General features: G+C 61.7%; 14 protein-coding genes. 12 read left to right on the top strand and 2 right to left on the bottom strand.

Annotated features, from left to right (window positions below; all coding sequences use genetic code 11):
• Position 1 precedes the first annotated feature (1 nt).
• Positions 2-466: an RrF2 family transcriptional regulator gene (locus IG169_RS22545; protein WP_281435963.1), complete on the top strand. Its 465-nt coding sequence runs from the start codon at positions 2-4 to the stop codon at positions 464-466.
• A 56-nt stretch (positions 467-522) separates the two neighbouring features.
• Here the strand turns inward: IG169_RS22545 and IG169_RS22550 are convergent, their stop codons facing one another.
• Both IG169_RS22550 and IG169_RS22555 read right to left on the bottom strand, forming a co-directional pair.
• The gene (locus IG169_RS22550) at positions 523-1,050 is read right to left on the bottom strand and encodes a FadR/GntR family transcriptional regulator (protein ID WP_193178528.1); all 528 of its coding nucleotides are present in this window, start codon (positions 1,048-1,050) and stop codon (positions 523-525) included.
• Positions 1,051-1,074: 24 nt separating this feature from the next.
• On the bottom strand, positions 1,075-1,746 hold the full coding sequence (locus IG169_RS22555; RefSeq protein WP_193178529.1) for a FadR/GntR family transcriptional regulator: 672 nt from the start codon (positions 1,744-1,746) through the stop codon (positions 1,075-1,077).
• A 271-nt stretch (positions 1,747-2,017) separates the two neighbouring features.
• On the opposite strand from IG169_RS22555, the gene IG169_RS22560 reads away from it, so the two are divergent.
• The 11 genes from IG169_RS22560 (at position 2,018) to IG169_RS22610 (ending at position 14,925) form a co-directional block, all read left to right on the top strand.
• Entirely contained in the window at positions 2,018-2,803 is a 786-nt protein-coding gene (locus IG169_RS22560) for a fumarylacetoacetate hydrolase family protein (protein ID WP_246717528.1), read from the top strand.
• Positions 2,800-3,573 (top strand): alpha/beta fold hydrolase, encoded by a 774-nt coding sequence (locus IG169_RS22565; protein ID WP_193178531.1) that lies wholly within the window; start codon positions 2,800-2,802, stop codon positions 3,571-3,573. The genes IG169_RS22560 and IG169_RS22565 overlap by 4 nt, the downstream gene beginning before the upstream one ends.
• Positions 3,574-3,634: 61 nt before the next feature.
• The gene (locus tag IG169_RS22570; protein WP_193178532.1) at positions 3,635-4,957 is read left to right on the top strand and encodes a metal-dependent hydrolase family protein; all 1,323 of its coding nucleotides are present in this window, start codon (positions 3,635-3,637) and stop codon (positions 4,955-4,957) included.
• A 6-nt stretch (positions 4,958-4,963) separates the two neighbouring features.
• Positions 4,964-6,016, top strand: coding sequence for a branched-chain amino acid ABC transporter permease (locus IG169_RS22575; RefSeq protein ID WP_428982280.1), 1,053 nt, complete (start codon positions 4,964-4,966; stop codon positions 6,014-6,016).
• Entirely contained in the window at positions 6,013-7,086 is a 1,074-nt protein-coding gene (locus IG169_RS22580; RefSeq protein ID WP_343225695.1) for a branched-chain amino acid ABC transporter permease, read from the top strand. The genes IG169_RS22575 and IG169_RS22580 overlap by 4 nt, the downstream gene beginning before the upstream one ends.
• A complete protein-coding gene (locus IG169_RS22585; protein WP_193178533.1) occupies positions 7,083-8,330 on the top strand; it encodes an ABC transporter substrate-binding protein in 1,248 nt (415 codons plus the stop codon). The genes IG169_RS22580 and IG169_RS22585 overlap by 4 nt, the downstream gene beginning before the upstream one ends.
• Positions 8,331-8,357: 27 nt before the next feature.
• The gene (locus IG169_RS22590; protein ID WP_193178534.1) at positions 8,358-9,149 is read left to right on the top strand and encodes an ABC transporter ATP-binding protein; all 792 of its coding nucleotides are present in this window, start codon (positions 8,358-8,360) and stop codon (positions 9,147-9,149) included.
• Positions 9,142-11,370: an ABC transporter permease gene (locus tag IG169_RS22595; protein WP_193178535.1), complete on the top strand. Its 2,229-nt coding sequence runs from the start codon at positions 9,142-9,144 to the stop codon at positions 11,368-11,370. Before IG169_RS22590 ends, IG169_RS22595 begins: the two co-directional genes overlap by 8 nt.
• A complete protein-coding gene (locus IG169_RS22600) occupies positions 11,370-12,200 on the top strand; it encodes a phosphoenolpyruvate hydrolase family protein (RefSeq protein WP_193178536.1) in 831 nt (276 codons plus the stop codon). Before IG169_RS22595 ends, IG169_RS22600 begins: the two co-directional genes overlap by 1 nt.
• A gap of 40 nt (positions 12,201-12,240) precedes the next feature.
• Positions 12,241-14,448, top strand: coding sequence for a flotillin family protein (locus IG169_RS22605; RefSeq protein WP_193178537.1), 2,208 nt, complete (start codon positions 12,241-12,243; stop codon positions 14,446-14,448).
• A gap of 36 nt (positions 14,449-14,484) precedes the next feature.
• Positions 14,485-14,925 carry an SRPBCC family protein gene (locus IG169_RS22610; protein WP_193178538.1) on the top strand — a complete coding sequence of 147 codons (441 nt, stop codon included), beginning with the start codon at positions 14,485-14,487 and terminating at the stop codon, positions 14,923-14,925.
• Position 14,926: the final 1 nt, after the last annotated feature.

Genomic DNA, 14,926 nt, shown 5'->3' on the forward strand with positions numbered 1-14,926 from the left:
GATGACATCCCATACGGATTATGCGCTCAGAATGCTGATCCATCTCGCTGTGGGCAACGGCCGCCCGTGTACGGTCAACGACGTCGCCGAACGCTTCGGCCTGTCTCGCAACCACCTTCTGAAAGTGGCAGCGAGGCTCCGCAAGTCCGGGCTCATCGAAGCGACCCGCGGACGATCCGGTGGCATACGTCTTGCGATCGTTCCGGCAGACATCAACCTGGGTAGCGTCATTCGCCGGATGGAAGCGGATTTCGCGCTGGTCGAATGTCTGCAGGAGGACGGCGGAGCATGCCTGATTTCTCCGTCATGCCGCTTGAAAACGGTGGTGAAGGAAGCGCTCGAAGCCTGGCTTGCGGTCTTCGACAAGTACACGCTGGCCGATCTCGTGCGGAATGAAAGAGCTCTCTATGCGCTCCTGGGCGCGACTTGGGAACCGGATGCCAAGGCGGCCGGACATTTGGAGTAACGCTTTCACGGCACGTCTGCGAAGGTTTTTCGACGCGCCCCACTGTGTGTGCAATTTCAAAGGCGGCGTATTGTCGAGATTTGACGGGGAAACAGATCCTCGATGATGATCGAGATGTGACGGTCCATGGCCGCCGACGCGCTATCGGAATCGCGCCGGGCGATCGCCTCAACGATTTCCTCGTGATGGCCGCAATATTCCCTGCGTTTGGCCTCCGTGATTACTTTCTTCTTCAATCGGATCCAAGGCGTACGGTTGCGGATGTCGCCGAGCAAGTTGTTCAAACTGATCAAAAGTTCGTTCCGCGTGGCAGCGTAGATGCGACTATGCAACTCGGCATCCCAGCGTTCGAAGCTGGCGAGGTCTTCCGCGCTTACTGCGTGTTCGTGGGCATCGCGTATCAGTTTGATTTCGGCACCGGTCGCGCTCGATACAACTGCAGCTGCTGCTTGGGGCTCGATGATCAGGCGTACAGCCAGGATGTCTGCCGGGCTGGCACCTGCCAGCCGCTTGAGAATAGCGATGAAATCGCGTGTCGTGCCGGCGGTGGAGACGATATTGCGGAGCTTCGGATGGGCGGGCATGAAATTTGATCTCCTAAAACGAATCTACTGACCGAAATAGTTGCGGCGACGGGACAGGAGATGATTACGCATGGCGTGCGCCGCCGCTTTGCCGTCCCAGTTCCGGAGCGCGGTGACGATTTCCTCATGTTCGCGATCGTAGGCGAGCCGACGTTCCTCGGTGAACGATCGGCGGCGTATTTCCATCATCGGGCGCTGATAGCGGATGATCGACAGGAGATCGAAGAAGTCGGTGAGGAAGGCGTTGTGTGCCGCTTGGTAGATGCGCTTGTGGAACTGGCTGTCCCAGTGCTCATACTTGACGAGATCGGTGGCTTCGGCGCATTTCGTGTCCGCATCGAGGATCGCTTCGAGTTCGGCGGACGAGGCGTTTCGCGCCGCGGCCTCGGCGCAATGGGGCTCGATGAAAATGCGCAGGTTGAGGATGTCGATCGGGCTTGCGTCTAGAAAATGATCTAGTATGTCGGTGAACTGCGTATCGGGCCGGTCAAGCACGATGGTTCCGCGACCGACCTGCCGCTCGATAAGCCCGTCCTCCTCCATCTGCGCCAATATTTTGCGAACCGTGTTCCGGGCCACGCCGTATTCGCTCGCCAATGCCCGCTCGTTTGGCATCAGTTCTCCCGGCAGCCATTCGCCGCCTTCAAGCCGGTGTTGCAAGTCCGCGCTCAGCATCGGTGCTTTCTTGACGGGCATAACGGTCTGCTCCGGTGATCCAATCCAGGAATGGTTCACTTAAAGCGAACCAATTCGTCCAACTTTCTGCACATTGGCGCAAATTATTCAATGAATACGTACTTGCAGCGCCAGATTGGTCCCCATAAGCTAACTTCAATAATAAGCCAATGGAAAATTGGTGCATATGGGAGGATCAAGCATGAGGGTAGCCTCGATCAGGCATGCCGGGGAGAGGCGTGTCGGTATCGTCAGCGAAGACGGGCAATCGATCGCTCCGGTCGCGCTTTCGATGGAAGAGGCCGAGCATGGCGTCTTGGCGCTGATCGGCAAGGATCCAACGACGCTTGCAACCCTGTCGCCGCTACCCCTGTCCGAAGTCGAAGTGGAAGCGCCGTTCCCGCGGCCGTGCCGCAACATCTTCTGCGTCGGCAAGAACTATCACGCCCATGCCCGCGAATTTTCGCGCAGCGGTTTCGATTCGTCGGCTGCCCAAAGCGAGGTGCCGGCTCACCCGATCATCTTTTCAAAGGTGCCCGAGACCGTGATCGCCTCGGGCATGCCGGTTATCATCGATCCAAAGATTTCCGACGCCATCGACTACGAGGCTGAGCTTGCAGTCATTATCGGCAAGGGCGGGAGGGGTATCCGCGCGGAAGATGCGATGGAACATGTCTGGGGCTACACAATCATCAACGATGTCACGGCCCGCGACCTGCAAGGCAAGTATAGCCAGTGGTTGATCGGCAAGTCGCAGGACACCTTCTGTCCGATGGGGCCTTTCGCAGTAACTGCCGATGAGATCGACATTTCTGATACCGCCGTGACGAGTTGGGTGAATGGCGAGATGCGCCAAAACGCCAACACACGCGACCTGATCTTCGACGTACCGACCATTATCGCGACGATTTCTGCTGGTGTGACGCTCAAGCCAGGCGACATCATTGCGACAGGAACGCCGGAAGGCGTGGGTATCGGTTTCAAGCCGCCAAAATACCTGCGCGACGGCGACGTGGTTCGAGTCGACATTTCCGGCATTGGTACACTCGAAAACCGGTTCTCGGAGCGTCGGCCATGACGACAACGGTAACCGCCGGAATGAGCATCGAACAGGACGGGGAGGGGCCGGCGATAATCCTTCTCCACGGGCTTGGCGCGACATCGAACTCGTTCCAGCCGTTGATGCCGGCGCTTCGGGGGCGACGGGTCGTGCGTCCGGACCTGCCAGGCGCCGGTCGGTCGCAGACGCCACGGGGAGCGCTCGACGTTCGATCAATCGTCGATGCAATCATCAAGGCGTGCTCCGATCTTGGCATCGACGAAGCCGATCTCGTCGGCCATTCCTTTGGATCGCTTGTCGCCCAACACGTGGCTCAGGCACGGCCCGCCTTGGCCCGCACGCTTACCCTTTTCGGTCCCATTATCGAGCCGGCCGACTCGGCGCGCGAACGCCTCAAGGGTAGGGCGCAACTGGCCCGAGACGAGGGTATGGCCGTGGTCGCCGACCAGGTTGCAGCGGCGGGACTGGCATCAGGCTCCGACGAAACAAATTCCGCGGCGGTCGCCTTCGTGCGTGAAAGCCACATGCGTCAAGACAACGAGGGTTTCGCCAAGTCATGCGAGGCGCTTGCCGGCGCCAACAAGGCAGACGTCAGGGCGCTGAAAATGCCGGTTCTGGTTGTGACGGGTGAGGAAGATGCTGTGGGGCCGCCCTCCGTCGCTCATCAGTTGGCTGATGAGGTGGGACACGGCAGGGCGGTGATCCTGCCGGGCTGTGGCCACTGGACGCCGATAGAAAAGCCGGCCGACTGCAGGCGGCTAATCGCCGAATTCGTCGGGAGAGCATGACCGATGCGCAATAACAATTGCCGCCAGGCCCGGGAGAGCCGGCGGAGCAAGGGAGGAACGAATGGCTGACTATTCGAACAGCTGGAACGGGAACGGCGGTTCCGTCCTGTTCACTAATGTGCGCATTCTCGATGCCACCGGCGAGATGCCCTATTCGGGCGAGGTGCTTGTCCAAGGCAACCGGATCAAACAAATCACCCGCGGTTCTTCGCGCTTGTCACAACCGGTGACATCGACCGGCGCGACCGTGATCGACGGCATGGGCGCGACGTTGATGCCGGGTATGATCGATGCCCACCTTCACCTGTCCTGGAATAACGCGCCTGGCATCGACCCCATCCAGATGATGGAACTCGAGGAGCACATGCTGGTGACCATGGAGATGGCGAAGCTGGTGCTCGATGCCGGCTTCACCGCGGGTCGGGGTGCAGCAGCTGCCAAGCCACGTCTCGATGTGGTCGCCAAACGCTTCATCAATGAGGGGCGCTTCCCCGGACCGCGCTATCTCGCCGCGGGTCCGGAGATAACCACCGTCGGTGGTCTGGGTGATTCCGCGCCTTCGCACATTCCACACGAAGGGCTCAATCTCGGGATCGTGGTTTCGGGGCCCGAGGAAGTGCGGCGGGTTGTCCGCACACTGATCAAATACGGCGTGGATTCCATCAAGCTCAACCTGTCCGGCGAGGAGATAACCGGCATGGGTGCTGAGGAAACGCCGATGGCGGAAGAGGAAGTGGCAATGGCGGCTTCCGAGGCGCGCTGCCGAAATCGCGTACTTTCCGCCCATGCCCGTTCATCGGGCTCAGTGATGCAATGTATTCGCCACGGCATTCAGAACATCTACCACGCCTCGTTCGCCAACGAAGAAGCGCTTGATGCACTGGAAGCGGCCCGCGACAGGCATATCGTTGCGCCGGGGATTGCCTGGCTGATCAATACGGCCCGCCATGCAGAGGAGTGGGGCATCAAGCCCGGTTCGCAAATCTCGATGCTCTACGAGCGGGAACTGGAGATGTGCATCGACACGATGAAGAAGATGCACCGTCGCGGCATTCGCATCTGTATCGGCGGCGATTACGGCTTCGCGTGGACCCCACAGGGCACCAATGCCAAGGACATTCAGACATTCGTCGAAATACTCGGCTTCTCGCCGATGGAAGCGATCCAGGCCGCGACGAAATATGGCGGCGAGATAATGAACATGGAATCCGAACTCGGCATGATCAAGGAAGGCTACCTGGCCGACCTCCTGCTGATTGACGGGGATCCGCTGGCTGATGTCCGCATCCTGCAGAACAGGGACCGAATTCTTGCCATCATGAAGGACGGTAAATTCCATAAAGCGCCGCGTGCCAACGAAACCCGCCGCCGGCTGACAGCCTGATCCGCCATGGTCGATACATCCGGCAGCCACTCCAATCCGCTCGCCCAGAGCCAGGGCATGACCCGTCGTCAGGTTTGGGGCATCGCCGTGCTCGTGATCGCGGCTGTCTTGATTTGGATGGTTTTCGCGCAATGGCCCGATTGGCTGAATTCGATCCTGATCTCCAAGAAGGCGTTCCTGTCGGCTATCCTGAACGGGCTGACGCTCGCCGGACTCTATTTTCTCGTCGCCAGCGGTTTCACGCTGGTTTTCGGGCTGATGCGCAACGTCAACCTCGCGCACGGATCGCTCTACCTCTTGGGCGCCTATATCGGCTACGAATTCGCTGAATGGACGGGCTACTGGTTGATCGGCGTGGCGGCGGGTTTCATCATTCTCGCGGTGGTCGGGCTTGTCATGCAGATCCTCGTCTTCCGGCGGCTCGAGGGCGACGATTTGCGCCAGACGCTCGTCACGATCGGCATTTCGGTGGTCGCTGCCGATCTGATGCTCGCCTATTGGGGTGGCACCACCTATCAGATCCTGACGCCGGGTTGGCTTAGCGGTGCGATCAAGTTGCCCGTGGTGACCGCAGTGCGGTCGAACGGCACGGAAGTCTTTCTCGTCTACCCGTTTTACCGACTGGTCGTGCTTTTGTCGGCGATTGTCATTGGCATCGGGCTCTGGCTGCTCATCAACCGCACGCGGATCGGCTCGATGATCCGCGCCGGGGTCGACGACCGCGACATGCTTTCGGCCTCGGGCGTCAACGTCCACTTCGTCTTCGCAATCGTCTTCGCGCTCGGTGCGGGGCTCGCAGGCCTGGCCGGTGTCGTCGGCGGCTCGGCGCTCTCCGTCGCGCCCGGCGAGGACGTACGTTACCTGCTCGCGTCTCTCGTCGTCGTCATCGTCGGCGGCATGGGCTCGATCACCGGTGCGGCAATCGGCGCGCTGATCATCGGCCTCGCCGAGCAGATCGGCCTCGTCTACTTCCCGACCTACGGTGTCGTGCTGACCTTCGTCATCATGGTCGTCACCTTGGCGATCCGGCCCCACGGCATCATGGGGAGGTCGATGTGACGGACTTAACCCTCAATCCGACGCGGAACCGACTCCAGTCGCAGAACTGGATCGAGAAGGCCGGTATCGGCCATATCCTGCTTGCCTTGTTCCTACTCATCTACCCGGCCATGGCGAGCGATTTCTTCCTCACCCAAATCGGCGGCTATTCGCTGGTTCTCGGGATGATCGCGCTGTCGCTGATGTTGCTGGCTGGTTACGGGGGTATGGTGTCACTGGCGCAGATCACGGTGGCAGGGGCGGCCGGCTATGTGGTCGCAATTTTTGGCGAGAACAATTCGGGGGTCTATGGCTTTGGCTGGCCTTGGTGGATCTACGGGCCGCTCGCCATCATGATCGCGTCAATGATGTCGGCCCTGATCGGATGGATCGCGGTTAGGACCGAGGGCATCTACACCATCATGATCACGCTGGCGGTCGCGACGGCCTGCTTCTATTTCGCCCAGCAAAATTACGCGCTGTTCAACGGTTTTCCCGGCTACAACGGTCTGCGGGCGCCGGAATTCTTTGGCGTCTACTGGCGCGATCCGGTGCCGTTCTATTACCTGTGTCTCGCCAATGCGGTCGTCGCCTATGTCGCCGTCCTTTACGGGGCGCGCTCGACTTTCGGCCTGACCCTCCAGGCGATCCGCGACAACCAGCGCCGAATGCGCGCCATCGGCTTCAACGTGACCGCGCACAAGGTCTTCGCCTGGTGGTTGGCGGGCCTGATCGCGGGGGCTGCGGGCATACTGCTCGTCTGGTTCAACGGGCGGATCTCGCCCGGAACCATCGCCGTCGGGCCGTCGATCAATATCCTCGTCATTGCCATCATCGGCGGCCTTCGTCACCCGATCGGACCGTTTCTTGGAGCTGTCATTGTGGTCCTGATGCAGACGTTCGCGATCGATCTCGTCGGTGCGGAGCGATTCAATACGCTCATCGGTCTCGTTTTTCTGGTGATCGTCTTCATATCACCGGATGGAATTCTCGGTCTGTGGGAGCGGTTCAAACCGCAAGAGGGCCGGGATAATTGGCGGTCGTTCAAAAAGGCCGCGAACAAAAGTGAAAACCAAGGGAGGAATGCATGAACATCAACAGACGCACACTGCTTGCGCTTGCGTTGGCAACTGGCATGAGCGCTCCGACACTCGCCGTGGCGCAGGCCGAATCTATCAAGATCGGACTGCTGGCCACGTTCGAAGGCGCCTTTACGGTTCTCGGCGAGGACAGTGAACGCGGCGCGATGACCGCGGTCGACGAGTTCGGCGGCAAGGTCGCCGGCAAGGACATCGAGATCGTCAAGGGATCGTCGGACGCGTCCCCGGACAGCGCTGTGCGCGCTGCGCGCAAGCTCGTTGAGCAGGACGGCGTGAAGGTTCTCATCGGGCCGCTTTCCGGCGACGAGGGCATCGCCATCAAGGACTATGCCAAGACCCAGCCGGACGTGACATTCCTCAACGGCAGCTCGGCCGCGCAGGACACGACGCTGCGTGATCCGGCGTCGAATTTCTTCCGCTTCTCGACCGACGGCGCGCAATGGATGGCGGGTCTCGGCGACTACGCGTTCAACGAGAAGGGCTACAAGACGGTGGCCACGGTGGCGGAAGACTATTCCTTCCCCTACACGCAGGTCTTCGGCTTCATGGCCGAGTTCTGCAAGGCCGGTGGTCACGTTCCGTCGAAATCCTGGGTGCCGATCGGCAACAAGGACTATTCCTCAGTCATCGCGGCCATTCCGGACGACGTCGACGCCATCTATGTCGCGCTCGGCGGAGCGGACGCCGTCAACTTCCTGTCCCAGTACAACGACGCCGGTGGCCAGGCGCCGCTTATCGGCGGTTCCATCACGGTGGACCAGACCGTGCTGACAGCCAAGGGGCGCCTGCATGACGTGCTGGTCGGCACGCCGGCGGCCGGTCCGACCGCCGACACCAATGACGATCCGGCCTGGAAGGAATTCTCCGAAGCCTACAAGAAGCAGAACGGCGCGTTCCCGTCACCGTCGCTGTTCGCCCATGCCTATTACATCAACATGAAGGCGGCGCTTCTGGGGCTCCAGGAAGTCAATGGTGACGTTTCTGACGGCGGCAAGAAGTTGCGCGAGGTCTTGTCGGGCCTCGAATTCGAGACGCCGACCGGCAAGGTGTCGCTGGACGAGAATCGCAACGCGATCGCCGACATGTTCCTGACGGAAGTGACCGAAGCCGGCGACGGAACGCTCGTCAACAAGCTCATCAAGGTTACGCCGCAGGTCAACCAGACGCTCGGTATCCCGAAGGACGAGTTCCTGGCGCTCGGCGCGGTCAGCCGCGAAAACCCGAGCTGCCCGTAAGGCGCACGGACAGAAGAGGGCCCGACCATGGCAACGAATGTCGCCGCATCACGCTTGCAGGGAACCGGCACCAACGCGCTGGAACTCGATGGCGTCGGCCGGCAGTTCGGGGCGCTGGCGGCCCTCTCTGGCATATCGATGAGGATCGCGGCCGGGGAACGGCGCGCGGTCCTCGGCTCGAACGGTGCGGGAAAGACCACGCTGTTCAACACGATCACGGGCGACTTCAACCCGACGAGCGGTACCATCCGCTTCTTTGGCGAGGACATCACCACGCTCGCCGCCCACGAACGGATACGCCGCGGGCTTCGTCGCACCTACCAGATTTCGCAACTCTTCACCAATCTCACGGTGCTTGAATCGGTATATCTCGCCTGTCGTGGCGTTTCGCGCCGCCGGTATTCCCTGTTGAGGCCGAGGGCCTCCGACGGGGCGATGGCGCAGGCGGAATCGATCGTGCATGCGGTCCATCTCGACGGAGAGAAGGATGCGATGGTCGGCACGCTCTCGCACGGCCAGCAGCGGCAACTCGAAATCGCGCTTGCGCTGGCCGGCGCGCCGCGCTTCATCCTCTTCGACGAGCCGGCGGCCGGCCTGTCGCCGACCGAACGGCGAGACCTGATCGACATCCTCAACGCCCTGCCGAAACACATCGGCTACATCATTATCGAGCACGACCTCGACGTAGCGCTCCGCGTCTCCGAATACGTCTCGATGATGCACAATGGTCGGCTATTCAAGGAGGGCACGCCCGAGGAGATCGAGAACGATCCGACCGTCCAGGAAATCTATCTTGGAGGAGGGCACCGGCATGGCTAGACGGCCGGAAACCAGACCGCGCGCGGCGCTGGCGATCGACGACCTGCACGTCTTCTACGGCGAAGCGCATGTGGTCCAGGGCGTCTCCCTTTCGCTGGAGGCGGGCGTAATGAGCGTTGTCGGCCGCAACGGCATGGGCAAGACAACGCTCTGCAATACGATCACGGGGCTCAAGGAAGCCCGCTCAGGCTCGATCCGGCTGCATGGTCGCGAGATTTCGCGCCTCGAGCCGCACCAGATCCACAATGCCGGCGTCGCATATGTGCCTCAGGGACGGCGGGTCTGGCCGAGCCTCAGCGTCGACGAGCATTTGCGGCTCGCCGCAGCCGGCGGGAACGATGCCGCCTGGACCCTCGACCGCGTCTACCAGACCTTTCCGCGACTCCACGAGCGGCGGACCAATGGCGGTTCCCAGTTGTCTGGCGGCGAACAGCAGATGCTGGCTATCTCGCGCGCGCTTCTCGCCAATCCTAAGCTCCTGGTGATGGACGAGCCAACGGAAGGGTTGGCACCGGTCATCGTCGACCAGGTCGCCGACATGCTGCTGCAACTCGGTCATGACGGCGACATGGCGATCCTCGTCATCGAGCAGAACATCGGCGTCGCGACCTCGGTGTCCGACACGGTCGCGATCATGGTCAACGGCCAGATCAACCGGACGATGGAAGCGAGCGTTCTCGCCGCCGACCGCGATCTTCAGCAACGCCTCCTGGGGGTCGGGCGGCATGCCGATGAGCTGGAAGAACCGGTCCTGGAAGCAGCCGCGCCTCGCGAGAGTGCCGCCGAACGGATGGCCGGAGTTTTTGTCGTCTCGCGCGGGGAGCGCGGCGGTGCGCCCTCCTCTTCGGGCACCATCCAGACCGTCTCGCAGATCCCCAACCGCTGGAACCTGTCGGCGACCAGTCTGCGTGACGAAATGGTCGATCGGCGCAAACCGGCGGCGGAATCGGACGGCAGGAAGGTCTTTCAGATCCCTTATTCGGAGCGGATCGGAAAGATAGCGTTTGTCGCCGGAACCTTCGACACTAAGGGTCAGGAACTGGGCTACATACGCGATTGTCTCAAGAAGCTCGGGATCCCGGTCCGGACGATCGATCTGTCGACCTCACAGAAGCCGTCTCGCGCGGATGTCACGCCACTCCAGGTTGCGGGCTACCATCTACAGGGGGCATCGGCGGTATTCGGCGACGACCGGGGCAAGTCAGTGGCAGCAATGGCCGAGGCATTTGCGCGCTACATGGCTGCCCAACGCGGTGTTGGCGGGCTGATCTCCGCAGGTGGATCCGGTGGCACATCGATCGCGACCGCCGGCATGCGGGCGCTGCCGATCGGCATTCCGAAAGTCATGGTCTCGACGGTCGCCTCCGGCGACACGCGCGCCTATGTCGGGGCGTCCGACATCAACATGTTCCATTCGGTTACCGATGTTCAGGGGCTCAATCTGATCTCCGAACGGGTGCTCGCCAACGCGGCTCATGCGCTGGCCGGGATGGTCGCGCGGATGCCGAGCGGCGAGGAGATTGCGGCGCGCCAGGCCAGCGCGCGGCCGGCGGTCGGCATAACCATGTTTGGCGTGACAACGCCTTGCGTCCAGGCGGTGCAGAAATCGCTAGAGCAAGATTACGACTGCCTCGTCTTCCACGCGACCGGCACCGGTGGCAAGGCGATGGAGACAATTGGCCATTCCGGCCTGCTGGCGGGTATTATCGACATCACGACCACCGAAGTCGCCGACATGATCGTCGGCGGCGTCTTCCCATGCGACCGCCAGCGTTTCGGGGCGGCGATCGCGACGGGCCTGCCGTGGGTCGGATCCTGCGGCGCTCTCGACATGGTCAATTTCGGAGCGCGCGACACGGTGCCCGAACGGTTCAATGGGCGGAATTTCGTCATCCACAATCCATCCGTGACGCTGATGCGGACGACGCCTGAGGAAAACCGCGCCTTCGGCGAATGGATCGCCGAGCGGATCAACCAGATGGAAGGGCCGGTGCGTTTCCTCATTCCCGAGGGCGGAGTGTCGATTCTCGACAAGCCCGGAGCGCCTTTTTTTGAACCCGCCGCCGACAAGGCTCTATTCGACGCCATCGAGGGAACGGTACGTCAGACCGCCCGGCGCCAAGTCATTCGCGTCAACGCTAACATCAACGATCCGGCATTCTCCGATGCAGTCGTAAACGCATTTTCCGCGGTCGCCGGTCCGATGAGGAGGTCTGCCTAGTGCCGAGATTTGAACGAAGAGAACTGGTCGAGAAATTCCAGCAGATGAAGCGCGACCGGGTACCGATCGTCGGTGGCGGCGCGGGCACCGGTCTTTCGGCCAAGTGCGAAGAGGCAGGCGGCATCGACCTCATCGTCATCTACAATTCGGGCCGCTACCGGATGGCCGGCCGCGGTTCGTTGTCGGGCCTGCTTGCCTACGGCAACGCCAACGAGATCGTGGTCGAGATGGCGAGCGAAATCCTACCGGTAGTAAAGAAGACGCCGGTGCTCGCGGGGGTGAACGGCACAGACCCCTTCTGCATGTTCGAGCCCTTCCTCAGGCAACTCAAGGATATTGGTTTCGCCGGAATCCAGAATTTTCCGACCGTCGGACTGATCGACGGGACCTTCCGGGCCAATCTCGAGGAGACGGGGATGTCCTACGGACAGGAAGTCGACGTTATCCGCATGGCTCGTGACTTCGATCTTCTGACCACGCCCTACGTCTTCTCGCCGGACGACGCGGCGGAAATGGCAAAGGCAGGCGCAGACATCATCGTCTGCCATCTCGGGCTGACGACGGGCGGTTCGATCGGAGCCGAGACGGCGCTCAAGCTGGAGGAATGCCCGGCGCTTGTCGACGAATGGTCGGAAGCGGCGCTGAAGGTCAACAAGGATGCGATCATCCTGGTGCACGGCGGTCCGGTGTCCTCGCCGGAGGATGCGAGCTACGTGCTCAACCGCGCCACGAATTGTCACGGTTTCTACGGCGCGTCCTCAATGGAACGGCTGCCAACGGAAACCGCACTGACCGAACAGACGAAGAAGTTCAAGGCGGTGACTTTCTGAGACCGTTCGGTCCGGGTCGTCGCGAGAAGGGAGGATAGAAATGTCAGGCGAATTGATTGGTCAGACGCTGATCTGGCTGGTGGTGGTCGTCATCGCCATTGTGGTGGCCGTCTACATACTCAGATGGCTTTATCGGAGATCAACCAAGGAAGTGGCCTTCGTCCGCACCGGTTTTCTGGGTGAAAAGGTGGTCGTCAACGGTGGCGCCTTTGTCATCCCGGTCCTGCATGAAATCACGCCGGTGAACATGAACGTGATGCGGATCGAGGTGCCTCGCCGCGACGAACAGGCGCTGATCACCCGCAACCGCATGCGCGTCGACATCACAGCCGAGTTCTTCGTTCAGGTCGGCTCGTCGCGGGAAGCGGTCGCCGCCGCCGCCCAGACTCTGGGTAGCCGCACCATGCAGGAAGACGGGCTTATCTCGCTGCTCGAAGGCAAATTCGCCGGGGCCATGCGGACGGTCGCTGCCCGGATGACACTCGAGGAAATGCACGAACAGCGCGGCGAATATGCCGACGCGGTGAAGGAACTCGCCTCCCAGTCCCTGTCCCGCAACGGACTCGACCTCGACGCCGTGGCCATCGCAGATCTTGACCAGACTGGGCTCGAGTTCTTCGATCCGTCCAACGCCTTCGACGCCGAGGGCCTCACTCAGATCACCGAGTCGATAGAGACTAGGCGCAAGATGCGCAACGAGATCGAGCAGCGAACGCTGGTGGAGATCCGGACGCAAAACCTGGCGGCCCAGAAGCAGGTCTTCGACATCGACAGGGACCAGGAATATGCCCGTCTCGAACAGGAGCGGGAACTTGAAATCCGCCGTGCGGCGCAGCGGTCCGAACTGGTGCGTGAACGAGCTCTGAAGGAACAGGAGAGCGAGCAGGCGCAATTAGCATCCCGCGAGGCGGTCGAAAAGGCGCGGCTTGCTCAGGAGCGGGCGATCACCGACGAGCGCATCAAGTCCGAGGAAGAGACCCAGCGCCGGGAGATCGCGCGCCGCCGCGCAATTGACGAGGCCGAGATCAAGAGCCGCGAAAAGACAGAACGCGAGCAGATCAATCTCGAACTCGAGCTCGAAAAGGTCCGCATTGCCCGCGATCTCGATCGCCGGGAACGGGAGATCGCAAGCGAGAAGGCGATCGAGATTCACGCTCTCGAACGCCAGATCGCCATCGCGGAGAAGGCGGTGGAACTGGCCAGCGCCGAGGCCGAGAAGCAACGGAACGAGATCGTCCAGAACCAGTTGACCGAGGCCGAACGTGTCGCCCAGGACCGCGCGCTGGACGAAGTTCGGATCGAACGGGAACGCAGGCTCGACGCCCTGCAGATTGCCAAGCGGCAGGCTTTCGAGGAAGCCGAACTGGCAATGTCCGAGGAGGTGGAACGGGCCCGACTCGCCACCGAACGGGCTGTGGCCGAGGCCCGCATCGTCAATGAGCGCGAGATCTCGACCGCACGGGTCAATCGCGACCGCGCCGTCGAGATCGCCGAGATCGAGAAGGCGGTGGAACTGGCCAAGAAATCGCAGGAGCGGTCCTCCGCGCTCGCGGCCGCGGCGGCTGTCCGGGGCAAGGCCGTGCAGGCTGAGGAACAGGCGCTCACCACCCGCGAGAAGGAGATCGCCGAGCGCCGCAGCCTGACGGAGCGGATTGCCACCGAGCGGGAAGTGGCGCGCGAAACGCTACGGGTTACCGGACGTGCCGATGCCGAAATGAAGGCAGCCAAGAGCCTGGCCGAGGCACAGAAGATCGCGGCTGCCGCCAAAGCGGAAGCCGAAAAGATCGCCGCGCTTGCTGCCAGCGAACGCTACAAGGTCGACGCCGACGGCCAGCGCGCGCTCAACGAGAGCGAGAATGCGCTGTCCGACAACGCCCGCCAGGCCCGGATCCGCGAGAAGCTGCTTGAGCGGCTCGAAGGTATCGTCCGGGAGAGCGTCCGTCCCATGGAAAAGATCGAGGGCATCAAGATCCTCCATGTCGATGGCATGAACGGGCATGACGGCAACCGAAAGAACGTCACCGACGAGGTGATCGATTCGGCGCTTCGCTACCGGGTCCAGGCCCCGATGATCGATAACCTGATGAAGGAGATTGGCATCGAGGGTGGCTCGATTGGGCGAATGACCGACGTATTGCGCGATGCCAAGGACATGGCTTCGCTGGTCGACAAGGCCGACGGCAAGAAGGCCAAGGGCACGGAAGCGGCGAGCGATGACGACGACCGGGATCGCGACCGTGACCGCTAGGGCTGTTGTAGGCGATAGTCACCAGCGGAGTCGGTCATGACTCGCGTCTATGTCTCGAGCGTCATCCCCGCGCCGGCGGCAAGTGTCTGGCGGCGAGTGCGCGATTTCAACGGCTTGCCCGAATGGACGCCATTCGTCGCCGAAAGCCGGATCGAACAGGGCCTGCCGTCGGACAAGGTGGGGTGCATCCGCAACTTTATCCTGACCGACGGCGGCACTATCCGCGAGCAGTTGCTGGCTCTGTCCGATTACGACATGAGCTGCACCTACTCGATCCTCGAAAGCCCGATGGGGGTGGAGGACTATATCGCGAAATTGTCGCTCACGCCGGTGACCGACGGGAACGTCACCTTCGCCCAGTGGCAGGCAGACTTCGACTGCGCCCCGGAGCGCGAGCAGGCGCTGATCGACCAGATCGGCAAGAACGTGTTCCAAGCAGCTTTCAACGCGCTCAGGCAATCCTTCGGCGGCCGCTGAC

Origin of the sequence: Oricola nitratireducens (assembly GCF_014904745.1) — a bacterium.
In the GTDB taxonomy this organism is placed as follows: Bacteria; Pseudomonadota; Alphaproteobacteria; order Rhizobiales; family Rhizobiaceae; genus Oricola; species Oricola nitratireducens.